The organism is Kribbella aluminosa, from assembly GCF_017876295.1.
Classification (GTDB): Bacteria; Actinomycetota; Actinomycetes; order Propionibacteriales; family Kribbellaceae; genus Kribbella; species Kribbella aluminosa.
This window is the reverse complement of sequence record NZ_JAGINT010000001.1, coordinates 1,111,809-1,135,881: the sequence shown is the minus strand read 5'-3', so window position 1 is coordinate 1,135,881 and position 24,073 is coordinate 1,111,809. Positions and strand designations below refer to the sequence as shown.

Annotated in this window: 26 protein-coding genes and 2 tRNA genes; 14 read left to right on the top strand and 14 right to left on the bottom strand. The window is 68.3% G+C overall.

Translation table 11 applies throughout. The annotated features are described in order from the left end of the window. Window positions 1-9: 9 nt before the first annotated feature. The 3 genes from JOF29_RS05645 to JOF29_RS05635 all read left to right on the top strand — a co-directional run bounded on the left by JOF29_RS05645 (window position 10) and on the right by JOF29_RS05635 (window position 2,760). The gene (locus tag JOF29_RS05645) at window positions 10-1,140 is read left to right on the top strand and encodes an alkaline phosphatase family protein (RefSeq protein ID WP_209693165.1); all 1,131 of its coding nucleotides are present in this window, start codon (window positions 10-12) and stop codon (window positions 1,138-1,140) included. A 949-nt stretch (window positions 1,141-2,089) separates the two neighbouring features. Next, window positions 2,090-2,443: a nucleotidyltransferase domain-containing protein gene (locus JOF29_RS05640; protein ID WP_307863163.1), complete on the top strand. Its 354-nt coding sequence runs from the start codon at window positions 2,090-2,092 to the stop codon at window positions 2,441-2,443. Continuing rightward, the gene (locus JOF29_RS05635) at window positions 2,440-2,760 is read left to right on the top strand and encodes a hypothetical protein (protein WP_245357458.1); all 321 of its coding nucleotides are present in this window, start codon (window positions 2,440-2,442) and stop codon (window positions 2,758-2,760) included. The genes JOF29_RS05640 and JOF29_RS05635 overlap by 4 nt, the downstream gene beginning before the upstream one ends. 417 nt (window positions 2,761-3,177) lie before the next feature. Here the strand turns inward: JOF29_RS05635 and JOF29_RS05630 are convergent. The 8 genes from JOF29_RS05630 to JOF29_RS05595 all read right to left on the bottom strand — a co-directional run bounded on the left by JOF29_RS05630 (window position 3,178) and on the right by JOF29_RS05595 (window position 8,982). Next, a tRNA-Ala gene (locus JOF29_RS05630) sits at window positions 3,178-3,250 on the bottom strand. 73 nt (window positions 3,251-3,323) lie between these two features. After that, on the bottom strand, window positions 3,324-4,118 hold the full coding sequence (sepX, locus tag JOF29_RS05625; RefSeq protein WP_209693164.1) for a divisome protein SepX/GlpR: 795 nt from the start codon (window positions 4,116-4,118) through the stop codon (window positions 3,324-3,326). Between the two features lie 97 nt (window positions 4,119-4,215). After that, window positions 4,216-4,833 carry a GNAT family N-acetyltransferase gene (locus JOF29_RS05620; RefSeq protein ID WP_209693163.1) on the bottom strand — a complete coding sequence of 206 codons (618 nt, stop codon included), beginning with the start codon at window positions 4,831-4,833 and terminating at the stop codon, window positions 4,216-4,218. Further along, a complete protein-coding gene (locus JOF29_RS05615; RefSeq protein WP_209693162.1) occupies window positions 4,833-5,321 on the bottom strand; it encodes a MogA/MoaB family molybdenum cofactor biosynthesis protein in 489 nt (162 codons plus the stop codon). The genes JOF29_RS05620 and JOF29_RS05615 overlap by 1 nt, the downstream gene beginning before the upstream one ends. After that, the gene (gene moaC, locus JOF29_RS05610; RefSeq protein WP_209693161.1) at window positions 5,318-5,824 is read right to left on the bottom strand and encodes a cyclic pyranopterin monophosphate synthase MoaC; all 507 of its coding nucleotides are present in this window, start codon (window positions 5,822-5,824) and stop codon (window positions 5,318-5,320) included. Before moaC ends, JOF29_RS05615 begins: the two co-directional genes overlap by 4 nt. After that, window positions 5,821-7,047 carry a molybdotransferase-like divisome protein Glp gene (gene glp, locus JOF29_RS05605; RefSeq protein WP_209693160.1) on the bottom strand — a complete coding sequence of 409 codons (1,227 nt, stop codon included), beginning with the start codon at window positions 7,045-7,047 and terminating at the stop codon, window positions 5,821-5,823. The genes moaC and glp overlap by 4 nt, the downstream gene beginning before the upstream one ends. Before the next feature lie 76 nt (window positions 7,048-7,123). Then, the gene (locus JOF29_RS05600) at window positions 7,124-7,600 is read right to left on the bottom strand and encodes a GNAT family N-acetyltransferase (RefSeq protein WP_209693159.1); all 477 of its coding nucleotides are present in this window, start codon (window positions 7,598-7,600) and stop codon (window positions 7,124-7,126) included. Then, window positions 7,597-8,982 carry a UTP--glucose-1-phosphate uridylyltransferase gene (locus JOF29_RS05595; protein WP_209693158.1) on the bottom strand — a complete coding sequence of 462 codons (1,386 nt, stop codon included), beginning with the start codon at window positions 8,980-8,982 and terminating at the stop codon, window positions 7,597-7,599. Before JOF29_RS05595 ends, JOF29_RS05600 begins: the two co-directional genes overlap by 4 nt. Before the next feature lie 65 nt (window positions 8,983-9,047). Between JOF29_RS05595 and JOF29_RS05590 the strand changes: the two genes are divergently transcribed. Beyond that, window positions 9,048-9,608, top strand: coding sequence for a 5-formyltetrahydrofolate cyclo-ligase (locus JOF29_RS05590; RefSeq protein WP_209693157.1), 561 nt, complete (start codon window positions 9,048-9,050; stop codon window positions 9,606-9,608). Further along, entirely contained in the window at window positions 9,601-10,707 is a 1,107-nt protein-coding gene (locus JOF29_RS05585) for a serine hydrolase domain-containing protein (protein ID WP_245357457.1), read from the top strand. Before JOF29_RS05590 ends, JOF29_RS05585 begins: the two co-directional genes overlap by 8 nt. A gap of 3 nt (window positions 10,708-10,710) precedes the next feature. Here the strand turns inward: JOF29_RS05585 and JOF29_RS05580 are convergent, their stop codons facing one another. Beyond that, complete coding sequence (locus JOF29_RS05580) at window positions 10,711-13,254, bottom strand: penicillin acylase family protein (RefSeq protein ID WP_209693156.1); 2,544 nt, start codon at window positions 13,252-13,254, stop codon at window positions 10,711-10,713. Window positions 13,255-13,441: 187 nt separating this feature from the next. Between JOF29_RS05580 and JOF29_RS05575 the strand changes: the two genes are divergently transcribed. The 3 genes from JOF29_RS05575 (at window position 13,442) to mscL (ending at window position 14,977) form a co-directional block, all read left to right on the top strand. Beyond that, the gene (locus JOF29_RS05575; RefSeq protein WP_209693155.1) at window positions 13,442-13,795 is read left to right on the top strand and encodes an FmdB family zinc ribbon protein; all 354 of its coding nucleotides are present in this window, start codon (window positions 13,442-13,444) and stop codon (window positions 13,793-13,795) included. A 67-nt stretch (window positions 13,796-13,862) separates the two neighbouring features. Further along, complete coding sequence (locus tag JOF29_RS05570) at window positions 13,863-14,480, top strand: SAF domain-containing protein (protein WP_245357456.1); 618 nt, start codon at window positions 13,863-13,865, stop codon at window positions 14,478-14,480. Between the two features lie 116 nt (window positions 14,481-14,596). Continuing rightward, entirely contained in the window at window positions 14,597-14,977 is a 381-nt protein-coding gene (mscL, locus tag JOF29_RS05565; protein ID WP_209693154.1) for a large conductance mechanosensitive channel protein MscL, read from the top strand. A gap of 31 nt (window positions 14,978-15,008) precedes the next feature. Here mscL and JOF29_RS05560 read toward each other — a convergent pair whose 3' ends face one another. The 4 genes from JOF29_RS05560 to JOF29_RS05545 all read right to left on the bottom strand — a co-directional run bounded on the left by JOF29_RS05560 (window position 15,009) and on the right by JOF29_RS05545 (window position 17,154). Further along, window positions 15,009-15,461, bottom strand: a complete 453-nt coding sequence (locus JOF29_RS05560) for a GNAT family N-acetyltransferase (protein WP_307863162.1) — start codon at window positions 15,459-15,461, stop codon at window positions 15,009-15,011. Window positions 15,462-15,524: 63 nt separating this feature from the next. Then, window positions 15,525-16,169: an alpha/beta fold hydrolase gene (locus JOF29_RS05555; protein WP_209693153.1), complete on the bottom strand. Its 645-nt coding sequence runs from the start codon at window positions 16,167-16,169 to the stop codon at window positions 15,525-15,527. Beyond that, complete coding sequence (locus JOF29_RS05550) at window positions 16,166-16,306, bottom strand: hypothetical protein (protein WP_209693152.1); 141 nt, start codon at window positions 16,304-16,306, stop codon at window positions 16,166-16,168. The genes JOF29_RS05555 and JOF29_RS05550 overlap by 4 nt, the downstream gene beginning before the upstream one ends. Window positions 16,307-16,323: 17 nt before the next feature. Then, entirely contained in the window at window positions 16,324-17,154 is an 831-nt protein-coding gene (locus JOF29_RS05545; protein WP_209693151.1) for a hypothetical protein, read from the bottom strand. Window positions 17,155-17,359: 205 nt separating this feature from the next. On the opposite strand from JOF29_RS05545, the gene JOF29_RS05540 reads away from it, so the two are divergent. From JOF29_RS05540 to JOF29_RS05515, 6 genes are all read left to right on the top strand, one after another. After that, window positions 17,360-17,965, top strand: a complete 606-nt coding sequence (locus JOF29_RS05540; protein ID WP_307863161.1) for a hypothetical protein — start codon at window positions 17,360-17,362, stop codon at window positions 17,963-17,965. 156 nt (window positions 17,966-18,121) lie between these two features. Continuing rightward, entirely contained in the window at window positions 18,122-19,417 is a 1,296-nt protein-coding gene (locus tag JOF29_RS05535; RefSeq protein ID WP_209693150.1) for an alpha/beta hydrolase, read from the top strand. Window positions 19,418-19,535: 118 nt separating this feature from the next. Continuing rightward, window positions 19,536-20,030 (top strand): SigE family RNA polymerase sigma factor, encoded by a 495-nt coding sequence (locus tag JOF29_RS05530; RefSeq protein WP_209693149.1) that lies wholly within the window; start codon window positions 19,536-19,538, stop codon window positions 20,028-20,030. Further along, window positions 20,027-20,632 (top strand): META domain-containing protein, encoded by a 606-nt coding sequence (locus tag JOF29_RS42730; RefSeq protein ID WP_209693148.1) that lies wholly within the window; start codon window positions 20,027-20,029, stop codon window positions 20,630-20,632. Before JOF29_RS05530 ends, JOF29_RS42730 begins: the two co-directional genes overlap by 4 nt. A gap of 179 nt (window positions 20,633-20,811) precedes the next feature. Then, window positions 20,812-22,014 (top strand): chymotrypsin family serine protease, encoded by a 1,203-nt coding sequence (locus JOF29_RS05520; protein WP_307863160.1) that lies wholly within the window; start codon window positions 20,812-20,814, stop codon window positions 22,012-22,014. 1,017 nt (window positions 22,015-23,031) lie between these two features. Beyond that, on the top strand, window positions 23,032-23,664 hold the full coding sequence (locus JOF29_RS05515) for a GntR family transcriptional regulator (protein ID WP_281067211.1): 633 nt from the start codon (window positions 23,032-23,034) through the stop codon (window positions 23,662-23,664). A gap of 25 nt (window positions 23,665-23,689) precedes the next feature. Here JOF29_RS05515 and JOF29_RS05510 read toward each other — a convergent pair. Next, window positions 23,690-23,762: transfer RNA gene (locus JOF29_RS05510), tRNA-Arg, on the bottom strand. Window positions 23,763-24,073 lie beyond the last annotated feature (311 nt).

The window sequence follows — 24,073 nt, the reverse complement described above, 5'->3', positions numbered from 1 at the left end:
GGCGTCCCCATGGCCAACGCCACGATCGACCACGTCATCGTGATGGTCCAGGAGAACCACACCACCGACAACTACTTCGCTTCGATGGCCGCGTTCGGTGCGAACGTCGCGACCGGTTGGCCGGCGAGCGCCAATCCGCCCGCGTCCGACCAGCCGCACGACCGCAAGGCCTACTACCGGTGGCTGACCAAGAAGAGCACCGGGGCACACGTCCAGTTCGACACGGTCAAGGACCTGCCGTTCTATGCGTGGCTCGCCGCGAGCGGCGCGTTCATCGAGAACCACTGCTCCGGGTACGGCACCAACTCGACCCCGAACCACCTACTCGTCGTCGGCGGCCAGACGCCGACTCTGAAGAACCCGTCGCGCAGCGGGACCAGCCCGGTCTGGGACATGCCATCGCTGCCAGGACATGCCGGCGACCACGGGCTGACGTGGAAGGCGTACACCGGATCCAGCGGCTACCCGGTCGAGTTCTACAAGCAGCTCAAGGGTTCTCCGAACATCGTCCGCTCGGCCGACATCATCACCGACGCGAAGGCGGGCAAGCTACCCGCGCTGTCGATGGTGTGGCACGATTCGCCGCTCGACGAGCACCCGCCCGCGAACGTGACCCAGGGCATGGATGCGGTCTGGCAAGTGGTGGACGCGGTGACCGCAGCCGGGGCCTGGGACTCGACGGTCTTCCTGCTCACGTGGGACGACTGGGGCGGCTACGACGATCACGTCCAAACCCCGAACGTCGAGACGACGCCCGACGGCATCCAGTTGGCCTACGGTCCGCGGGTGCCCCTGCTCATGTTCGGCGGCCGGGTCAAGCCGGGCATCGATCACCGCTGGTCCTGGCATCCCAGCATCCCCAAGACCGCGCTAGACCTCCTCGGCCTGCCCACACTCGGGGTCGCCAGAGTCGACAACGACAAGGGCCTGGCCGACCTGGTCGACCTGTCGCCCCAGGCCGCACTCAACCCACCACCCCCGAAGTACGGCACCACAATCGTGCAGCCGCCCCCACCCAACCCCACACCGTCCCCCACCCCGCCACCCTCCCCACCCGTGAACACCCCCACCCCAGTCGGCCCGATCCTGCTCCGCGACGGCAGCACCCTCCCACCCCCCAACGACGTCCCCCTCCCCTAACGGACCCAACCGCCCCCAAGACGACCGAAGCCGTCCTCAACGCCAGATTCAGTCGACCTACCGCGTAGACGGACTCGGACAGCCAAGCAGCTCGATGCTGAGCAGACCGCTCACCTGATCGCCGGTTACGCGGAAGGCTCGAACCTGCGAAAGCTGGGCACACGGTTCGGCGTCCCCCGGAGATTGCTGTATTGATCCTGCGGAGGAACGGAATCCAAATTCGCCCACGGGGACTCTCGCCCGAGCAGGAGGTGGAGGCTGAAGGGCTCTATGCGACGGGCCCGTCACTCAAGCGTGTGGGTGAGCGACTTGGAGTTGATGCTGAGACGATCCGGCGTGTCCTCAGAACCGCAGCATTCAGTTGCGGGACCGACGTGGCCGCTTGTGACGAGTCGACACGCGAGACACACAGGATCTCGGTCTTGACGTTCCGGCGATGGTTGGCTGGGATGTCAGCGGGTCGCGGTACCTCGAGCCGGTCCTCCGCGCTACGGGCTGATCGTCGCGGACGAGTGCCACCACATCCCGGGGGCCGCCTTCGAGCACGGCCGCCGCCGGCCAAGCACGGATGATCTCGTCTATCGCCTCTGCGACGAGCTGCGGCTGATCGTCCTGCACATAGTGTCCGCCTCGCTCGGCGAGCGTATAGTCGCGACGGCTGAGCCGATTTCGCGGCTGAGACTGGGCATGTCTAGCGCCCGCCCCAGGGATTGCTCGCCCACGTCACCTGTCAGATGACTGTCTCACCTTTCATATGACAGGTATTTGTTCATATGTTCTTCAATGAGCCGTTCGGCGGGATCATCCCCGGGGCACGAGGCGCCGTGCTCGCGGCGCTACTGCGCACCGATACGCCCCTGACCGGGCGACAGATCCATAGCTCGGCCTGACGGAGACCCAGACCATCGGGCGGGCTGGCGTACACACCATCAACGAGGAGCACGCCTCCGTGGCTCCGCTGCGGACTCTGCTGGACCCGATCGCGGCTCTGCGAGATGCCGTCAGTGCGGTGATCGACGGCGACGTGCAGGCGGTGCTCCTCTTCGGGTCGATCGCTCGCGGTGAGGCAACGCCGGACAGTGACATTGATCTAGCGGTCATTGCGCCGCCCGGCTGGGACAACCGCGTTGAGCTCGAGGACAGTGTCCGTATGCATCTCGGCAACAATTGCGATGTACTCGTCTTGACCGAGGCCGACTTCAATCGGCTGGCCGCCTCGGGAGAGCCGGTCGTCAGCGACATCTTCCGTGACGGCGTCGCGCTGATCGGCGCCAAGCCGCGCGTCAAGCACGGAGCTGCATGATGGCCACGGCCGAGCAGCGCAATCACGCCAAGAGCTTCCTCAAGAAGGCCGAGGAGTATCTCGCCTCGGCCGAAGCCAACCTTGCCGCCACGAGGTACGCCCCGGCAGCCGGCGACGCGATCCACGCCGGAATCAGCGCCAAGGACGCGATCGTCACCGCGCTCACCGGTTCGACAAGCAACAAGAAGGATCACGCCGCCGCGGCGAAAGAACTCCGACAATCGCTGGCCAAACGGGCCGAGGCACCGCAGGCGAAAGGGCGCTGCGTGAATTGGTCGCGGCCAAAGGTGATGTCGAGTACGGGACTGACGTGGTGACCGCTATCAAGGCCGAACCTCCGGTCCGCCGGGCACGCACACTGGTGGAGCTTGCGATCGAGATCGTGCGCCTCGGACGCTGACCGGCACCGTTGATGCGCCGGCCCAGGTGGCCGATAGACCGGTGCATTCTCGGCGAGTTGCACTTCCTGAGTCCCCGAGGTCCGGTGTCGTCCAAGCCGGTACAGGATCGTAGCCTCCCGGCTGCTCGTAGATCGAAGTCGGTGCACGGTCGGATACTTCTGAAAAGGCGGATGTCGCCGCGCACCCAGGACGACGAGGGGAAGACTCGAAACCTGACGATGAGTTGTCAGACCTCATCGAACGCCGCCGTCGGTCTGCGGACGGGCTCCCAGGACGCCGCACAAATAAAGGCCGGTCTGCCCGAGGTGGGTGACCGGCCCTTCGACTACTGGGTGGAGCTGAGGGGATTCGAACCCCTGGCCTCTTCGTTGCGAACGAAGCGCGCTACCAACTGCGCCACAGCCCCAGACTTGTTCGCCGGGTTTCCCTGGCGACCGCGAAACTCTAACACGTGGAGCCCCGCGATCTAAAACTGGATATCAGTCGCCGACGGCGCGTTTCACCTCTGGTTCGGCGATCGGCCTGGGGGCCGGGGTTTCGGTGCTGGCGGGCTTCTCCGCGGGGTCGGTGGTGCGGGCGCTGGAGAACACTTCGTCGTCGGTGAGCGAGATGGTCCGGACCGTACGGTCGGGTGCCTTCTCCTTCATGACGTACGTCGGCAGCGTCACCGGCACGGGGTCCCACAGGCCCTCCGCGGCCGGCTCTTTCTTCGCTGCCGGAGCGGGAGCGGGGGCGGGTTCCGCGGGGAGCTCGACCTCGACGGTCATCTCGTCGTCGGGGGCCGGCGCGGGCTTGCCGGCGGGTCCGCGGTCGTGCTGGGCGCGGATCCAGGTACGTCGGTCCGCCGCGATCGCTGCACGGGCGCGGGCCTGCCGCCGCAGCTGCACCCGGGTGAGGACGACGAATCCGGCGATCATTGCCCCGGGCACCGCGACGGTCCACCACGGCAGGATCGACAGGCCGGCGAGCGCGACGACGGACAGCAGCGAAAGAGTCAGGATCGACAGCACCCGCCGACGGCGCATCGCGGCCACCCGGCGGGCTCGGTTCGGGATGTAGCGCTTGGGCGGCGACGGGTCGCCGGCCGCGGGGGCTGCGGCCGGGCGTACGACGTACCGCGGTCGGGACGGATCGCGGGACAGCACCCGGGCTTCGTCGGAGGACGGCACGACCGGCTTGCGCCGGGCTTCGTCACCGCGCTTCAGCCACATCGGGACGAGATAGGCAGCCCACGCGGCGACGATCGCCACATAGATCAGTCCTGTCGTCCCCATGCGACGACGCTAAGGCGCGGCGGGGGCCAGATCAGGTACGTGGCACGGTGTGTCGCAAGAAGACTCGTGTGACTGATGTGAATAGCACGCAGCGTAGTCAGCGCAGTCGCGCTACGAGACCGGGTCCTACGTCCTCGATATTGAGGGCAAAGATCCGGTGGTCGCGCCAATCACCGTCGATGTGCAGGAACCGCGGCCGCTCGCCCTCGTACCGGAAGCCGAGCTTCTCCACCACCCGCAGACTTGCCTTGTTCTCCGGGCGGATCGCGACCTCGATCCTGTGCAGACCAAGGGTGAACCAGCAGTGGTCGGCGGCCATCGCGACGGCGGTCGGCACGATGCCGCGACCGGCGTACTGCTCGTCGACCCAGTAGCCGAGGTTCGCCCAACGGGCAGAGCCGTAGGTGATTCCGGACACCGTGAGCTGTCCGACCAGCGGCCATTTCGCGCGGGCGCCGGCGCCGGCCGCACCGCCGTACGTGATGACGAACGGGAGCATCCGCCCGAAGCGGGCCTGCCGGTTCCAGTCGCGGGCCATCGCGCGGAAGGTGCGCGCGCCGTCCTCTGCGCCTGGTGGTTGGGTCGCGTCCCACGGTCGTAGCCAGCTGACGTTCCGCTGGCGTGCCGCGGCCCATTCGCCGCCGTCGCCGGCGCGCAGCGGTCGGAGGCCGACCTGCCCGTGCTTCAGCTCGACCGGCCATTGCACGATCGCCATCAGTCGGTGTCCGTCCGCAGGTGGTCCCCACCGTGCACCTGCTCGACGGCGTGTCGCAGCAGCGGTTCCAGTACGGCGAGCCCGTCCTTCACGCCGCCCCGTGAACCGGGCAGGTTGACGATGACCGTAGTACCGGCGATTCCGGCAAGGCCGCGGGACAGTGCTGCCGTCGGTACGCCGTTCGCGATGCCGTAGGCCCTGATGGCTTCCGCGATCCCCGGCACGACCTTCGTCAGCACGGCCGCCGTCTGCTCGGGTGTCTCGTCGGTCGGCGAGATCCCCGTACCGCCTGTCGTCAGCACCACGTCGTACGACGCCTCGACAGCGGCCCGCAATGCCTTACCGACGGGCGCACCGTCCGGGACGACGTCTGGGCCTGACACGTCGAAACCCCAGTCAGCCAGGCGTGCTGCGATCAGCGGACCGGTCGTGTCGGTGTACACCCCGGCCGCGGCGCGGTTCGAGATGCTGACGACGAGGGCTCTCACGACCGCTCCCAGTGCCCGGTCTTGCCGCCTTCTTTCAGCTCCACCCGTACGTCGGACAGCACGGCGGCCGGGTCCAGCGCCTTCACCATGTCGATGATCGCGAGCCCGGCGACCGCGACCGCCGTCAGCGCCTCCATCTCGACGCCGGTCCTGTCGGTGGTCTTCACCTGGGCGCGGATCAGTACTGCGTCGTCCGCGACCTCCAGGTCGACCTTGGCGCCGGTGATCGCGATCGGATGGCAGAGCGGCACCAGGTCCGGGGTGCGCTTCGCGCCCATGATCCCGGCGATCCGGGCGACGCCGAGCGCGTCGCCCTTCGGCACGCCGTCACCGCGCAGCGCCGTCACCACCTCGGCGGAGACGAAAACCTTGCCGCTGGCAACGGCCCGGCGGGCGCCGGCGTCCTTCGCGGACACGTCCACCATCCGCGCCGCCCCGGTCTCGTCGACATGGGTCAGCCCGCCAGGCCCCGGCGTACCGGTCGCACCCGGGTCGTGCGTCATCCGGTCTCACCCCCTAGCAGCATCAGCTCCACTTGATCGCCGGACCGGACCGACGTCACGTCCTCCGGCACCACGATCAGTGCGTTCGCCCGGCTCAGCCCGCCCAGCAGGTGGGAGCCGTGCCCGCCGACTGTACTGGCCATCCAGCCCTCGTCGCCTGAGGTGGCCGCGGCACGGACGAACTGCCGCCGCCCCGCCGGTGAGCTGAACCCGTCGAGCGTGACCCCGGGGACCAGCGTCCGCCGGTACGGCATCTGCCCCATCATCTTGCGCAGCGCGGGCCGGACGAAAACCTCGAACGAGATGTACGCCGAGACCGGGTTGCCGGGCAGCGTGAAGATCGGCACCTCGTCGTCGCCGATCACCCCGAACCCCTGCGGCTTCCCGGGCTGCATCGCGACCTGCGGGAAGTCCACGGTGCCGAGCTTGGAGAGCTCCTCCTTGACGATGTCGTACGCCCCCATGCTGACGCCGCCGGTGGTGATCACCAGGTCGGCCCGCACCAGCTGGTCGGAGAGCGTGTCCATGATCCGTTTCGGGTCGTCGTCGACGATGCCGACCCGGTACGCCACCGCGCCGGCGTCCCGGGCGCACGCCGCCAGGGTGTAGCTGTTCGAGTCGTAGATCTGCCCGTCGCCCAGCCGGCTGCCCGGCTCGCGCAGCTCGGCTCCGGTCGAGATCACCACCACCCGCGGCCGCGGCCGCGCCTTCACCCGGGCCCGGCCGACCGCCGCCAGCACCGCGATCTGCCGTGGGCCGAGGACCGTGTCCCGGTCGAGCACCTGCACCCCGGCCGTCACGTCCTCGCCCGCATACCGCACCGAACCGCCGACCGGCGGCTGCTGGGTGATCCGGACCGTGACGGTCCCGCCGTCGGTCCACTCGACCGGCACGACGCTGTCCGCGCCGCGCGGCATCGGTGCACCGGTCATGATCCGCACACAGGTCCCAGGGGTGACCACGATCGGCTCGCTGCGCCCGGCCCGGAACTCCCCGACCACCGGCAGGCTGATCGGGTTCTCGTCCGAGGCACCGGCCAGGTCCGCGGCCTGCACGGCGTACCCGTCCATGGCCGAGTTGTCGAACCCCGGCAGGCTCACCCCCGAGACGATGTCCTCGCAGAGCATCAGCCCGACCGCGTCCATCAACGGCTGATCGAACGCCGGCAGGGCCGTCACCCGTCCGAGTACGGCCTCCAGATGCTCATCCACACTTCGTCTCACGTGCTCGACCCTAATCCACCAAACCGCCGTTTCCTGCGATCGTCCGGGAGGGTGCGTGAAGAAGTCCGGTGTGGTTCTAGGTGAGGTCCGATTCCGGATGTTTGCCCCAGACCATGCGGACGTCCGGCGCGTGTTCCTCGTTGGCCGAGCCGTCGGTACGGCGTACCTCGTGGAAGCCGTGCTGCCGGTAGAAGGACTGGGCGCGCAGGTTGGTCTGGAACGTCCACAGCGCCAGCCCGCCGGGGCGGAGGTCCTTCGCCAGGTCGACCAGGACCGAGCCGATCCGCCGCCCGGCCGCCTCCGGGGCGACGTACAGCTGGTCGAGGTCGTCGCCGTCGAGGGTGAGGACCGCGACGATCCGGTCCTCGTCGAGCGCCACCCAGGTGCCCCCGTCCGGCAGCAGTACGTCGGCGAACCAGCCGGCGACCTGCTCCGCGGTGTGGATCGCCGGCGGCAGCTGGGACCCGTCGGCGTGCCGTGACCGCCACCAGACGGCGGCGGCCCCGGCGGTGTCGGACGGCTCCAGCGGACGGACCAGGAGGTCGTCGGTCAACGCAGCTCGGTTCCGTCCGGGATCACCCGGCGCTCGCCGGCCGGCGCGGTCACCTCGACGTCCCCGACCACCGTCACGTCCTTGCCGAAGGCAACGTCACCGCGGACCGCCAGCCGGTCGGCGGCGACCAGCGACGGCGGCCCCGCCGGGAACCGTGCCTCGAAGTCGGCGAGGATCCGGAAGTACTCCGGGTCCAGGTCGACGTACGGCTCGTCACCCTCGTGCTTCGTGGTCAGCTCACCGGCCTCGTCCAGCTCGTAGACGTCCGAGCGCAGGACGAGCAGGTCGTTCGTGGTCTTCACCGGCTTGAACCGGCTGCGGTCCACGATCACCGCCTGGGACCCCTCGAAGGTCTCGATCGCGGTACCCATCCCGGTCTCCAGCTGGATCACCTTCGGCGACGACGGGTCGGCCGGGTCGACGGTCTTCCGGTTCACCATGATCGGCAGCCCGAGGATGCCGTCGTGCCCGGCCATCAGGTCGGCCAGCCGGTCCAGGTCGATCCACAGGTTGTTGGTGTTGAACATCTTGTGCCGGCTGATGTCCTGGAAGTACTGCGTGTCCTCGTCGGCGACCTGCGCGCTGTCCCGCAGGATCAGGCGCCCGTCGGACTTGCGGACCGCGACGTGCCCGCCCTTGCGGTCGGACCTGGTCCGTCGGCAGACCTCCATACCGAACGGTACGGAATGTTCCGCCATCCAGGCCGCGATCCGCGGGTCCGGGGTGGCGCCCAGGTTGTCGGCGTTCGAGATGAACGCATGCCGGAAGCCGTGCTCGCGGAGCGCGTCGAGGGTGCCGGAGGCAACCAGCGCGGTGAACAGGTCGCCGTGGCCGGGCGGGCACCAGGCGAGCTCCGGGTCCGGCTCCCACTCGGCCGGCGTCAGGTCGTCGGCGAGCAGCTTCGGCTCCATGTTCTGCAGGAAGTCGAGCGGCAGGCCGTCGATCGCCAGCCCGTCGTACTCGCCGAGGATCCGCAGCGACTCGGTCTTGGTGCGGAACGAGTTCATCAGCACCAGCGGCAGCGGTACGTCGTACGCACGCCGGGTCCCGAGGATCTGCCGGGCGATGATGTCCAGGAAGCTCAGCCCGTCCTTCACCGGCAGCGCGGACTTCGGGCCGGTGACGCCCATCGACGTACCGAGGCCGCCGTTGAGCTTGATCACCACCGTCTCGGCGAGCGCTGCGCGGCGCGCGTCCGGGTCGGTGTCCAGATGGTCCAGGTGCGGCAGGTCACCGACCGGCTCGATGTCGTCCTCGGGGATCTTGCCCTGGTGCCCGGACTCGAGCAGCCGGTAATAGTGCGTGAAGACGCGTATTGCAACGTCGGCCGCACCGGCCGCGCGCATTTTCTCCTGCGCTTGTCTGAGACCCACCTCACCCATGCACCAACCCTAGGGGACAGCCGGTAATCCCAGTGTTGCCCGCGTCACGCTCATACGATCAGAAGGTGTTCTTGACGAAGGCTGTGGCGCGGCAGCAGTTCCTGGAGGCGCGGGGTGCACGGCACCACGCGGAGGGACTGCTGGCGAGCGTCCAACAGGTGCTGCCGGCCGTGTACCGGATCGCGCTGTACGTGTCCATGGGGCCTGAGCCGCAGACCGGTGCGCTGATCGACTGGCTGCTCGCGACACAACGCGAGGTGCTGCTGCCGATCCTGTACGCCGACAACGACCTGGGCTGGGGCGTTGCCCCTGGCGCGGCGGACCTGGTGCCCGGGCGGCTCGGCCTGTCGGAGCCGCCGGTCGACCTGGGCTCCGGCGCCATCGCCACCGCCGACCTGGTCATCTGCCCGGCCGTGGCGGTCGCTTACGACGGCGTACGGCTGGGACGAGGCGGCGGCTCGTACGACCGGGCCCTCGCCCGCGTACGTCCCGGTACGCCGGTGTGGGCCGCCGTGTACGACACAGAGGTCGTCGACACGCTCCCGTCCGACTCCCACGATCGCCCGGTGGACGCAGCGCTCACACCTAACCGGTTGATCCCCCTGCGCACATCAGGGGATGACTGAGACAGTGGCGCGACAGGCCGTTCGCTGCTGGACTGGGCTGATGCTGAACACCTACGTCGACAACGGCGTCGTACCCGGTCTGATCAGCCTGGTGAGCCGTGGCGACGAGACACACCTCCAAGTCCACGGCCGGACGGCGTACGACGGGCCGGACCTCGAGCGGGACAGCCTGTTCCGGGTGTCGTCGTTCACGAAGCCGATCACCGCAGCGGCGACCATGCTCCTCGTCGACGACCTCCAACTGTCGCTGGACGCGCCTGCCGCCGACGTACTGCCCGAGCTCGCGAATCCCGTCGTACTGCGAGAACCGGACGGGCCGGTCGACGACACGGTGCCGGCTGAGCGGGCGATCACGGTGCGGGACCTGCTGACGTTCCGGCTCGGTCTGGGTGAGTCCGGCAACCCGGGGCTGCGGCAGGCTGAGGAGGAGCTCGGCGTACGGACGTTCGGGCCACCTATCCCGCGGACGGACCTGGAGCCGGACGAGTGGATGCGGCGGCTCGGGACGCTACCGCTGCAGTACCAGCCGGGTGAGCATTGGCTGTACGCCACGGGCTCGCATCTGCTCGGCGTACTCATCTCACGGGTCTCGGGTCAGCCGCTGGAGGAGTTCCTGCGCGAGCGGCTGTTCGAGCCGCTGGGAATGCGTGACACCGGGTTCACCGCGGCGGATCCTGCTCGGCTCACCACGGCGTACGTCGGGGACGACGTGCTCGACACGGCGGCCGAGAGCCAGTGGCTGACGCCGCCGTCGTTCCCGGACGCTGCGGGTGGGCTGATCTCGACGGTGGACGACTTCCACGCGTTCACCCGGATGCTGGAGAGCGGCGACCTGCTGTCGCGGGAGGCGGTAGCCGAGATGACCACCGACCAGCTCACACCGGTACAGCGAGCTGGGTCCCTCGACTTCCTCGGCCCGGACACCGGCTGGGGCTACGGGGTGTCCGTTGGCGACGACGGGCGGTACGGCTGGGCCGGTGGGCTGGGCACCCTGTGGTCGACGACCGCTGACGGGACCATCTCGATCCTGCTGACCCAGCGGGCGCTCTGGACCTGGCCGGAGGAGCTGTTCGCCGAGGCCAGTGCGCCCGCCTGGTAGTCGCTAACGGTCCGGCTTCGTGAAGGTCAGGGAATGCTGGCGGGTGGCCTCGACCGCGCCCTTCGTGTAGGCCCACGGCAGGGTCTCGCCCTTGACCCACAGGTCGGTCTGGTCGGTGTAGTTGGACGAGAACGCGTGCCCGGAGATACCGGTCAGGTTGATCCAGCGGGACTTGTCGAAGTCCGACAGGTCGACGACCATCCGCATCGACGGCGTCGACGTCACGTCGTACCCCACGGAGGCGTCCCAGGACGTGGCGTCGACGATCGACGTACCGCCGCCGAGCTCGTACGGGCCACGGTTGAAGATCCGCCGCACGAAACCAGGGCTGCCCGCGCTCCCCAGGGACTGGTTGGTGAGCGTGAGCTTGTGCAGCCGGCCCCACTGCCAGTTGGCGGGCTCACGCGCCATCTTCTGGGTGATCTCGGTGCGGGCGTTCACCAGCGCCTCACGGAGGATGTCGTCCCGGGTTTCCCGCTGCGGGGTCCGGATGTCGTCCCACCAGCCGCTGTTCGGCTGGCCGAGCAGCGTGTGGATCACCTCGAACCAGCGGGAGCCGCCGTCCGGCCAGGTGCCTTCGGGGAGCTGGTCGTGGAAGGTCAGCGCGAGCAGGTTGCGCCAGACGACGTTGAAGTACGCCGCGGCCGCGGAGTCCGGCGGCTGGGTGAAGTCCCAGTTCCGCAGGGTGTCCTGGCCCTGCCGGTCGAAAGTGTCGTTGATGCTGATCCGCAGCAGGTACGGCACCAGCATCTCGGCGGCCTTGTTCTTGGTGTCCAGCTGGATCGACGCCATCGCGTTCACGTCCAGCTTCCCGGCGGCCTTGATCCGGTCCAGGATCTGCTGACTTCGGTACCCGTAGTCCCAGGAGTTGGTCAGGTAGTACGAGTACGTGCTCGGTACCACGGCCTGGTTGGCGGTGACGATGATCCCGCTCGGTGGATCGAGCTCGGTCGGCAGCGCGTCGAAGGGAATGTAGCCCTTCCAGTAGTACTTCGGGTCCCAGCCCGGCACCGGCCAGTCACCGCGGCCGACCGAGCGGATCGGCACCAGCCCGGGCGCCTGGTAGCCGATGTGGCCGTCGGTGTCGGCGTACACCAGGTTCTGCGAGGGCACCTGGAACTGTGAAGCGGCGGCCCGGAACTGGGTCCAGTTCTGGGCGGTGTTGATCGCGAACAGCGCGTCGGCCGTCTTGCCCGGGTTCAGCGCGGTCCACTGCAGGGCGACGCCGTACGCCTTCGGGTACTTCGCCTGGGAGGCGGCCAGCTCGCCGACCTTGTGCTCGTCCGCGCCGGCGTCCGAGATCAACGGGCCGTGCCGGGTCTCGCGGACGGTGATCTTCACCGGCTTGTCCTCGCCGGCCACCTTGAACGTCTCCTCGCGGGTGGCCATCGGGCGCCACTTGTTGTTGTAGAGGACGTTGTTGCCGTTGACGCGCTCCAGGTACAGGTCCTGGACGTCAGGGTCGAGGTTGGTGAAGCCCCAGGAGATCGCGTTGTTGTGGCCGATCACCACACCGGGCAGGCCGGAGAAGCTGAAGCCGGAGACGTCGAACGGGCAGGCTTTGCCGACTTTGTTGCAGTGCAGGCCGACCTGAGTCCAGATACCCGGCATGGTGGCGCCCAGGTGCGGGTCGTTCGCCAGCAGCGGCTTGCCGGTGGTGGTGTGGTCGCCGGACACCACCCAGGAGTTGGAGCCGACGCCGTCACCCTGACCGAGGAGCTCGGGCAGGCCCTTGGCGACGCTCTGCACCGAGTCCAGCGACTTGAGCAGGTCCTGGGTGAGCATGCTCCGCCGGACCTCGGTGCTGACCGGGGAAGCGCTGAACTTTCCGTTCTTGCCGACCGAGCCGGCCGACATGATCGGCTGGTTCCGGTCGTAGGGGTACTGCGGGTAGAGGCTCTCGATGTTGCGCGCCGGGAACGCCGCGAGCAGCTTGGTGCGGGTGATCTCCTCGTCCAGGTTGCCGCCCAGGTCCCAGGCCATCGCCTTCAGCCAGGAGAGCGAGTCGGCCGCCGTCCACGGCTCCGGCCTGTAGTTCTTCGGACCGCCGGGCTGCAGCGAGAGGACGCCGTACTCCAGGCTGAGTCCGGAGCCGCTGTGCGTGGAGAGGTACGCGTTGACGCCGCGGGCGTAGTCGTCGAGGTACTGCCGGGTGCTCGGGCTGAGCAGCGGCAGCTCCTTCTCCGCGGTCCGCCGCCAGCCGAGGGTCCGGACGAACTTGTCGGTCTCGAGCGCCGTCTTGCCGAACAGCTCGCTCAGCCGGCCCGCCGTGACGTGCCGGCGGAAGTCCATCTCGAAGAACCGGTCCTGCGCGGCGACGTAGCCCTGCGCGGAGAACAGGTCCGCCGGGGTGTCGGCGTAGATCTGCGGGATGCCGTTGGCGTCCCGGACCACGTTCACGTCACCGTCGAGTCCCTCCAGGTCGATCGTTCCGTCGTACGTCGGGAACGAGTGGCGGACAACGTAGACGGCGGTACCCGCGATCACCAGGAGGACCGTGGTGAGGGCGATTCCGCTGATGATGACGACTCGAAGCAGGCGACGCACGGACCAACCGTAGAGAATCCGGGCGTCCACCCCAAATGGGGTGCCTCACAACTTTGCGTTGCTCTGCGTTCGCTGGACATGGACGCAGAGTTGAGGTAAGTAATGGCGGGTTTGGAATACTTCGGCCGCCTGGCGCATTATTAGCAGTCGGGTAGTAGGAGTGCCAGCGGCTTGAAGGGAACCGACCGTGCCGACGTACCAGTACCAGTGCACTGACTGTGGCGAATCGCTCGAGGCGCGCCAGAGCTTCACGGACGACGCACTGACCGTGTGCCCGAACTGCCAGGGGAACCTGCGCAAGGTCTTCAACGCCGTGGGCGTGGTGTTCAAGGGCTCCGGGTTCTACCGCAACGACAGCCGGTCCTCCGGCACGGGCTCGGTGCCGGCCAAGGCCGACTCGTCCGCTTCGGGCTCGAAGTCGTCCGACTCGTCGTCCACCGGCTCGTCGAGCTCCTCCAGCTCCTCCTCCGGTACGTCGGGATCCTCGTCGTCGGGCTCGTCATCGAGCGGCTCGTCTTCCTCGGGGACCAGCGCGGCCTGACCCCGCTCGAGCACTGCCTGTGGATAACTGAACGGCGGGTGCCGGCGAAACTCGTACCTTCTCCGGCATGAATATCTCCTCGCTGTTTCGTGACCTGCTCCGCGCCGCCCGGTGGCACCGTCGGCTACTGGCCGGCGCCACCGCTGCAGCCGCTGTGTACTTCGGGCTCCTCGCCCTCTCCCCCGCGCCACCGCCGAGGGTCAAGGTGCTGGCCGCCGCGCGCGACCTCACCGGCGGCGCCGCACCCGCACGTGCCGACCTACGAACCGTCGAGCTGCCTCCGGGCGCCGTGCCCGCCGGGGCGCTCAGACCCGGCAGTGAGCTGACCACCCGTGTGCTCACCGGTCCTGTCAGAGCCGGCGAGCCGCTCACCGACGCCCGCTTCCTGGCGCCACCTGCCGTGCCGTCCGGGTCGGTCGCCTACCCGTTCCACATCGACGATGCCGACATCACCACGTTGCTACGCGTCGGCGACCACCTGAACCTCTACGCCGCCGGCAGCACGAACGCAGACGCCGCCCGGCTGCTCGCCGCCTCCGTTCCCGTGGTCGCACTGCCGGCGCCCCGATCGAGTACGTCGGGGGCGCTGATCGTGGTCGCGACCGCACCCGACGTCGCAACCCGACTGGCCCAGGCCAGTACGAATTCCCGAATCACCGTGGCGCTGGCGCCGGACACGGGATGATCACGGTGTGAACTTGCGGCAGCACGATGCGTTGCCGTGCGGCGCGGTCCCTCGCGCGGACGACCTTGCGGTCCTACCTTGTCCGGGTACAACCACCCGCTTCGTGGAGGCACCACATGCTCAAGGGCTTCAAGGAATTCATCATGCGTGGGAACGTCGTCGACCTCGCGGTCGCCGTCGTCATCGGCGCGGCGTTCGGCTCGATCGTCACGGCTGTCGTCGCCAACTTCATCAACCCGTTGATCGCGGCCATCTTCGGCAAGGCGGACGCCAGCGCGCTGTTCTTCTTCAAGATCAACGGTGCCGAGTTCCACATCGGCAACATCGTGCAGGCCGCGTTGAACTTCCTGTTCGTCGCCGCGGCGGTCTACTTCTTCATCGTGATGCCGCTGAACAAGCTGGCGGAGCGTCGCAGCCGCGGTCAGGAGCCGGAGCCGCTGACCGCCGACCAGGCGCTGCTGACCGAGATCCGGGACCTTCTGCGCGCCCGTCAGTAAGACCTGCCGCCCGCAGGTGGGTGCACCATCCTCAGCCCCTGAGCTCGCCGGCACCCACCTGCTGACCGGCGTACCGCATCCAGCGGTACGGGACCGGCTGGCCGTCGTTCCACTCCTCCATCAGCGCGGCGGGGACATCGACGAAGCCGCTGCGGTGGTAGGCGCGGATCGCCGGAGCGTTCTCCGGACGGACCCGCAGGAACACCTCCGAGTACCCGGCGTCCAGCGCCGGCCCGAGCAGTGCCCGAACGAGTTCACCGCCGAAGCCACGGCCGCGGACCGCCGGGTCCACGATGATCCGGGCGAGCTCGACCTCGTCCTCCTCGTCGTCCAGCCACACCTCGCCGTACCCGACCGGACGCCCGTCGTCGAACAGCAGATAGGAGTAGATGTCCGCGTCGGCCGTTTGCCAGCTCGCCCGCAGTTCCTCCGGGAACGGGTAGGCCACCCGCCCGGACAGCAATGCGACTTCCTTCTCGTTCACGGCCCAGCCCGCGACCTGGACCCGTACTCGTCGTCGAACCCCCGAAGCTCCACGCTCTTCCCCTCAGTTGACGAACTCGACGATCGTTCGCGCCAGCTGATCCAGGAACGGCGGGAATCCGGGGACCGGCGGTTCGGGACACCCGGCCAGCTCATGACTCCCCCGGATCGAGCGCAGCAACGCGTCGACCGTCTTCCGCTGATGTGACGGATTCTCCGGCACCGACGGCAACACCGCCACCCGGGTCTGGGTCAGCGACGCCAGCTCCCGGTCCTGGACCCCACGCAGAATTCCACCCCTGAGCAGTCCGTCCGCGACATCGGCCGGACAACCGCGGTTCATCATCCCGGCCCGGGCACGCTCGTTCCCGGCGGGGTCGTCGCCGGTGGCCGGCCAGGCCAGCATCAGCCGGTCGACAACGTCCGGAAACCTCGTCGCCAGCAGGACGGCGACCGTACATCCATTGGAGGCCCCAACGATTCTGACCGGACCGGAACGTTTCGCCAGGTATTCACCGAGCGCGGCGACCTCCAGGTCCCATCCGGTGGCCCGCTGCGGCCGGTCAGGCGCGAGCACTTCCACGCGCCCCGACCCGTCCGGATCGAGTGCTGCGATCACGGCGGCGGTGACGCCCGGCGTACCCCAGAAGGCATCGGCGTCCATGGCGTCCCAGAGGCCGCCGTGGACGAGGAGCACCGAGGTGGTCATCCGTGGTGCGGCGGAACCTCGTTCAGGATGCGATCGTCGTCGTCACTGCCGAGGTCGTTGTCGCCCCAGCTGCGCGGGTCGTCGTCGCGGGTCTGCTCTGGCAGCAGCGGCTCGTCGTCTTCGTACGGGCTCGTCATGGGTCCAGATTACCGAGTCAGCGGCGGTCTTCGGGACTGAGTTTCGAGCGGATCAGGTCCTCGTACGCATTTCCGGTCGAGTAGTTCCCGGTGTCGCCGGCCGGGTTGCCGTTGTCGGCGTTGCCGGTGTTGCTGGTGTTGCTGGTGTCGGTGTTGCTGGTGTCGGCGTTGCCGGTGTCGGCTGGACGGTCGTCCTGGAGTTCGGCGGTGGAGTCGTACGAGACCTCGCCGGTGGTGACAGGTCCGCGCGGGCTGAGCGCGGCCTGGACCAGCGATGCGATCCCCGGCTCGCCGTGCCAGCGGCCGTTCCCGTGCACGCACCACGCCGCCAGCACAGCCAGCGTGGGCGTGGTCAGGCCGGCGATCCGCAGCGGTACGGCGTTCTGGAAGCCGAAGGTGATCATCCAGTTGTCCGTATCGGGGTAGAACTCCTGGACCGCGCTGTAGTAGAAGCTCATCCAGCCCTTGGCCGGCAGGTGGCACATCAGCCGCAGATTGGTGGCCAGCACCGGAAGCTCCTGAACGTCCCGCCAGGACGCCTGCATGTCCCGCTTGGCGGCGGCCTTCCGGCTCGCGTTCACCGCGGCGTTGGCGGCCATCATGCCGAGCACCATCCCCGGCTTGCCGATGAAGAACCCGCCACTGGTGGTGTAGCGCCCGTTCCCGCCGTACATCCGGGAGTACTGCGCGGTGGTCTGCAGGTAGGCGAACTCGTTCGGCTCCAGGACGACGCCGTACACCTGGAGCCGTTGCGGGACGTTGCCGTCCAGCAGCCAGCGCGCCCAGTCGATCCCGAGCTCCCACTCCCGCTGCGCGGCGGCCTCTGCGTTCGCCTTCTTCCTGCCCACGACACAGCATCCTAAGGGCGCACGGGGACACAGGCAGCTGGTACGGGCGGTCGGGCAGCCAGTGCGCGGAGGTTACAGCTGTGCCTCGGTTGCGGATCGATCGGGCGGCGTGACCGGATAGACGCCCCGCCGTGATGTTCCGGCACGCCGGGTGAGACTCCGGTCCACCATCATGTTGCCCTTGCCAACCCGGAAGGACCGAGTCGTGAGTGCACAACGGACACGGGGCCTGATCGGTGCGACGCTCGTCGTGGCTGTGCTCGGAATCGCCGCCGCCTGCGGCACCGAGAACGCCTCGTCCCCGCCCGCCGCCCAGCCCACGGACACCCCGTCGCCCACCCCCAGCAACACGCCGAGCAGCACGCCCAGCGGTAAGCCGAGCACCGACTGCCCGAACACCATCACCGCCGTCCGCACCGCCACCGACAAGGCGGTCTGGGGCCAGGGCGTCGGCACCTCGAAGTTCGTCCCGGTGAGCGTGACGATCTGCCAGTACGACGCCCAGGCCACCGGGCAGAACTACGCGACCGTCACCACGAAGCGCACCGGCAAGCAGGCAACCGAACTGTTCACGCTGGTGAACGCGGCGAAACCCGTCGCGAAGAAGCCGAGCATCTGCACCAAGGAACTCGGGCCGACCTACGTCCTGCGGTTCACCGACAACGACCGCGGCGTTCTGTCGTTCACCGCCGAGGCCTTCGGCTGCCGCCGCCTGGTGGCGACCTCACTGGAAGGGCAGGGCAAGCCCGGCGTACTGCCGGCGCCTCGCCAGGTGACTGCCGAGCTGATCAAGTCGCTCGGTCTTCGCTGACCCCGTCACGGACGCGCACCCCGAAGCCGTCCGGGTGGGGTCGAGCCGCGCCTGTCTTGCGGGTCCCTTTCGAGGTCGACCCGCGAGGCAGGTTGCGGTGCCGGTCGCGGTGCATGCACCCTCCCAGATGTACGGCGGAGCGTGAGGGGAGGGTGCATGCGTACGATCCGGCTGCTCTGTTCGCTGGTACTGACATGCACAGCCTGTTCGAGCCAGCGGCCGGCGGACACCTCCTGCACCGCGGGATTCACGTGTACGACGTTGCACGTCCCGCTCGACCGCCAGCGTCCCGACGGGCCGTCGCTCGACCTCCCGGTGATCGCGGCCGACAACGTCGACGCTCCCCGCGGCGTACTCCTGCTGCTCACGGGCGGCCCGGGCCAGCCCGGCGTACCGCTGCTCGCGGCCCTGCGGCGCAACGTGGATCCGGACGTACTGCGTGAGTACCGGCTCGTCATGTTCGACCAGCGCGGTACCGGAGCCGGCGGTCTCAATTGCCCTGCGCTACAAGAGACTGTGGGCGGTTCCGACTTCCTCACGCCACCCGCCGAGGCCGTCGACCAGTGCGCCAAGCAGATCGGCTCCGACGTCGGGTACTACGGCACGCCTGACACCGTCGACGACATCGAGCAGCTGCGCCAGTTCCTCGAGGTGGACAGGCTGACGCTCGACGGTACGTCGTACGGGAGCTTCACCGCGGAGCAGTACGGCCTGAAGTACCCGGACCGCGTACGGGCCCTCGTGCTGGACTCCGTCGTACCGCACAAGGGTTTCGACCCGATGGGCATCGACCTGATGGCTGCGACGAGCGCGGTACTGCGGTCGGCATGTCAAGCCTGTACTACGGACCCGGTGGCGGACCTGGCGTGGTTGGTGCAGCACGGTGTGAGTGGCACCGACCTGATGGAGCTGCTGTCCGTGTCGAGCCTCAACTCCGTCAACCCGAGTCTCGAGGGGATCCCAGCCGCCCTGCACGCGGCACGCAACGGCGACGACTCCACCCTGAAGGAGCTGTTCCAACGGACGACCAGCAAGGGCCTGTCCTACGACCAGCTCTCCGCGGGACTCCACATGGCCACGCTGTGCTCCGACCTCCGCTTCCCGTGGTCCGGCAAGCCCAACCGCCAGGCGACACTCGACGACGTGGTACGGCGCCTGGACCCGAAGCGGCTGTACCCGTACGACGTGGCGACCGCCCGCGAGCAGCTGATGATCCAGGGCTGCCTGCGCTGGCCGGACGCCCGCGTGTCGACGTACCCAGCGGTGCAGGAGCTGTTGCCGCGCACACTGATCCTGCACGGGAGCAACGACTTGTTCTGCCCACTGGACTGGTCCAGATGGGAGCAGTCCCACGCCCGGTCGGCACAGCTGGTCGTCATCCCGGGCAGCGGTCACAGCGTGCAGCGCGATCCCCGCGGCCGGCAGGCGGTCCGTACGTTCCTGCTGCACTAGGTGGGGAATCACCAGACACCACCTAGAGATCGAACTGTGCGGCAACGGGTGCAGCAGCCGGCCGACTCGATGCGTCTAATAGGTGTGAGGAGTTGTACGCCCAGCCAGGGAGTGGCGAGTGGAGTTCGAGGAGTACGTGTCCGCCCGCGGACAGGAACTGGTGCGGCTCGGGTTCACCGTCTCCGGCGACTACCAACGGGCGGAGGACCTGGCACAGATCGCGTTGATGCAGGCGTTCCGCAAGTGGCGGAAGGTGCGCGACGCGGACGACCCGCACCACTACGTCCGGCGGATCCTGGTGAACGAGTACCTGTCGATGACCCGGCGGCGCTCGTTCAGCGAGGCCCCGACGGCGGACCTGGACCCGCAGCACACGGTGCCCGACCACGCCACCGGCATCGCGGTCTCCGACGACCTGTGGCAGGCGCTGGCGACGCTGTCCGCGCGTGAACGGGTCGTGCTGGTCCTGCGTTACTACCAGGACCTCGACGACCAGACGATCGCCGACCTGCTCGGCATCAAGCCGTCCTCCGTACGCGCGACCACGAGCCGAGCACTCGCCTCGCTACGGAAAGCCAGAACATCCCACCGCGTCAATGAGGGGCTGAAGTGAGCAACACCGATCTCGAGGACGACCTCCGGGGTACCTTCGAACGCGCCGCGGCCTCGGTCCCGCCGACCGCGGACCTGACCGAGCGCGCCAGCACCGGCGCCCGGCGCGCACAGCGCCGCACCTGGATCGGCACCGGCGCGGCCGCTGTCGCGGTGGGTACGGTCGCCGTGGCCGTCTTCGGGCTGGCCGGTTCGCAGAACAAGCCTGCCCAGCCACCGGTCGCCGGCGGATCCCAGTCCGTCGCGACGACGCCGTCCGCGCAGCCGGTGACCGCGCAGACCGTGTCCGGCACCTGGCGCGTGCAGCAGCTGGCCGGCTTCACGGCGCTGAAGCAGGCCCGGCCCGACGACCCGGTGCTGGTCTTCAAGGCAGACGGCACCTGGACGGGTTCCGACGGCTGCAACAGCCTGCAGGGGACGTACAGCATCGGTCAACGTGGGGCGTTCAGTGCGACGGCCGGGCCGCAGCACATGATCGGCTGCGAGAACGTGCCGCACACCGGCGTACTGACGGCTGCCAAACGGGTCGCGATCAGCGGCGACACGCTGCAGTTCTTCGGCGCCGACGGCGCTCAACTTGCGAGTTACGCTCGCGCACGGTAGTCGAATCTGCTCGCGGACGGTGACCACCTCTTGACGGAAAGGAGTTTCTGACCGGACCATCTAGTGGTTGGTCCACCGATCTTGGGAGCTTCGTGCGACTCTCCGTTACCATCCCGCTGGTCACACTCGGCTCAGTCTCACTCTGCGCAGTCGCCCTCACTGCCCCCTCCTCGGGCACGGTGACGGGCGCTGCGGCGTGCTCACATGCACAGCCGAGCGCGAGTTCGACGGAGGCGACCCGGCTCGCGCAGCCGACGTCCGCGTCCGACGCCCGCCCGCTCGGCGAGTCGCTCGGCGACGGCATCTCGGCCGCGATCCGCTCGCTGGAGCCGCTCGACGCCACCGGCCGCCCGAGGTCCGGCCTGCCGTACGGGCTCAGCCAGGGCGTCATCGGCGTCGTCGGCTCCGCCGCCACCGGGTACGAGGTCCTCGTGGACTCGGCGAACGCGGACACCAAGAAGTACCAGTCCGCGATGGCCCGGAACCTGCCGACCGCCGGCAAGCAGATGGTGAAGGTGGAGCACAGCTGCCGCTCGGCCCAGGCGATCGCCGACACCTGGCGGACGGTCGGCAAACGCGCGTGGTCCGCGGATGCCGCCCGTACGACGTTCTCCGCCGACCTGGACCCGTCCAGCGAGAACGTGGTCGTCGAGTACGACCAGGCGACCACCTCCCCCGCCTCGCTCGAAGGCCTCCGCGGGCTGTCCGGCGTACAGCTGGTGGCGGGGTCGCTCGCGCGTACGTCGCGGCTCAGCGACACCCCGAAAGGCGGGCATTGGGGCGGCGCGCGGATCACGTCCGCGCTGAAGAACTGCTCCGCCGGGTTCTCCGTCGTACGGCGGTCGAACGGCCAGCGCGGCTCGGTCACCGCCGGGCACTGCGGCGCACCGGGGACGGTGTGGAAGTCGGGCACGAACTACTACGGCACGACCTCGGTCCGCACGAACTACCCGGACTACGACCAGTCGCTGGTCACCGGCAGCTCGTACGGCGCGAAAATCTGGACCGACGGGCCCGGCGACACCGCCAACACCCGTACGGTCACCGGCGGCGGCGACCCCGGCGTCGGCACGGTCGTCTGCCAGTCCGGGAGCTTCAGTACGTCGGTGTGCAACCTCACGGTCCGCTCCACGTCGGCCAGCTACTGCGACACCGACGGCTGCACGACGTACGTCATCCGCGCGACCCGCGGCGGGCTGGTCGCAATCATCGGCGGCGACTCCGGCGGCCCGGTCTACACCCGCCGCGGCAGCAGCTCAGCCACCATCCGCGGCCTCGCCTTCGCCGGCGCCGGCTGCGCCGCCTCCCGCTGCACCACCCTCTACGCCGAACGCTACAACTCGATAGCCGGCCACCTGGGCGTCACCGCCCTGACCGGCTGACCACCCCACCTCCGCCAAGCTGTCCCCGCGTGCGCCCCCGTAGCTCAGGGGATAGAGCGTCGGTTTCCTAAACCGTGCGTCGCAAGGCTGAGATTGACAGCAAATCGGCCGTGACCTGAGTAAACGCCAGAGAAGAAGCTCAGGTTCTGCGTCTCTGGGAACGGTTTCGGGAACAGCGACCTGATAACCGCAGGCCATGGCGAAGCGTGCGAGGCGGCGTGGGCACATCGAGGAGCGCAGAACGGCACGTTCCGAGCCGTCGTCTCCGCGGGCACCAACCCCCTGACCGGCAAGCGGAACCTGCTGAAATCCGATCCGGTCGACGACTGGGACCAAGCCGAGGTCGAGTTGACAAGCTGCTCAGCCTGGTAGACGAGCAGAAGCATGCACGAACGAACCTGACAGTTCTCGAGCTGATCGAGAAGTGGTGTGCCGTCAGCGCGGAGCATGCTCGGCGCACTCGGCAGCGTCGCGACCAGTTGATACGTGACTACCTGGTCCCTCGGTTCGCCGGCGTCAAGGCGAGAAGGTTCACAACCGACCCCAAGGCGTCGATCGAGTTCCTGGAGGGCTACTACGCACTGCTCCAGACCTGTCGCTACAACAACATCCTCGGCACGGACCATCGCGCGAAGGATCACGCCTGCGAGCCCCTCAAGAACAGCTCAGTACGGGCGATCCACTTCATCCTGACCGCGGCGTTCAAGCTGGGCCTGAAGTGGGGGTACGTCGGCGCGAACGTTCCGCGATGGCCGATCCGCCGCCCGTTCGACCGGCCCGAGCCTGACCCGCCCACGCCGGAAGAGCTGGCGCCGCTCATGAACGAGGCCTTCAAGGAGCTTCACTGGGGCTTGTTCGTGTGGCTGACGATGATCAGCGGAAGCCGGCGAGGAGAGATGTGTGTCCTGCGGTGGACCGACTTGAGTACGACCCGACGACGGCTGCATGTCGTCCGTGCGGGCGACCAGGTGAAAGGTGAGGTCGTCGAGACCCCGACGAAGAACAAGCAGCACCACTATGTACCGCTCGACGAGCTGTCCCTGGAGCTTCTGGCGAGTCACCGCGATAGCTGTGCCGAGCAGTGCAAGCTACTTGGCACAGAACTCCGCCCGGACGCCTTCATCTTCTCGACAGCGCCGGACTTCTCGACTGCGTTCAAGCCCAACACAGCGACGCAGCGGTATGCGCGGGGCCGCGAAGCGCCGCGGTCTCAGAAGCACTCGCCTCCATTCGATCCGGCATCACACGGCGACCGAGTTGCTGTCGGGTGGCGTGGACATCAAGAAGGTCCAAGGCTGGATCGGCCACTCGAGCGCGACAACCCTGAAGTTCTACGTCGCCTGGACGGACCATACGCACGAGTCGGCCGCCGAGGCTTTGGCCCAGACACTTCCCCGGCCGAGCTACGACAACCACGTGCGACCCGTGCACGCGTACGAAGCACTGGCTACAGCACTCCAGACGGACATCGCGTCCGGCAAGTACCCGCTTGGTTCTGAACTTCCGCTGTCGCGTGACCTGGCGGCACTCCACAGCGTCTCCGTCGGCACGGTGAGCCGCGCGATCGCGACGCTGAAAGGGCGCGGAATAGTGGAGGCCAAGCAGTACCGACGAGCGAGAGTCATCGGCACCGCAGACGCAACGAAGTGAAAGCGGCGGGCCAGCGCCCAGACGGTGCCCCCGGCAGGATTCGAACCTGCGGCACATGGTTTAGGAAACCACTGCTCTATCCCCTGAGCTACGGGGGCCCAGGCTGAAGGAAGCTTAGCTTAGGCAGGAAGCTGCGCCGCCATCTGGTTCGACCGCTGGATCACCTGGCGGGAGCGGACAGCCGGCTGTCATGCCGTCAAGTCAGCCTCAGCTTGAGAACAAGCCGGGATCTAGCCACACCATGAGCAAACACGGCGATAGCTGCGATGCCAAAGAGAGCGAGTCCCACGATCCACGTCCAGTAACCGGGAAGGCTGCCGAGTGGGCCGGCCGGCTCTGCATCCCGGCGTGCTCGGAACGTGTGGCCGTGGACCACGAAGCGCTGGTCTGTAGGAAAGGCTTGCTTCTC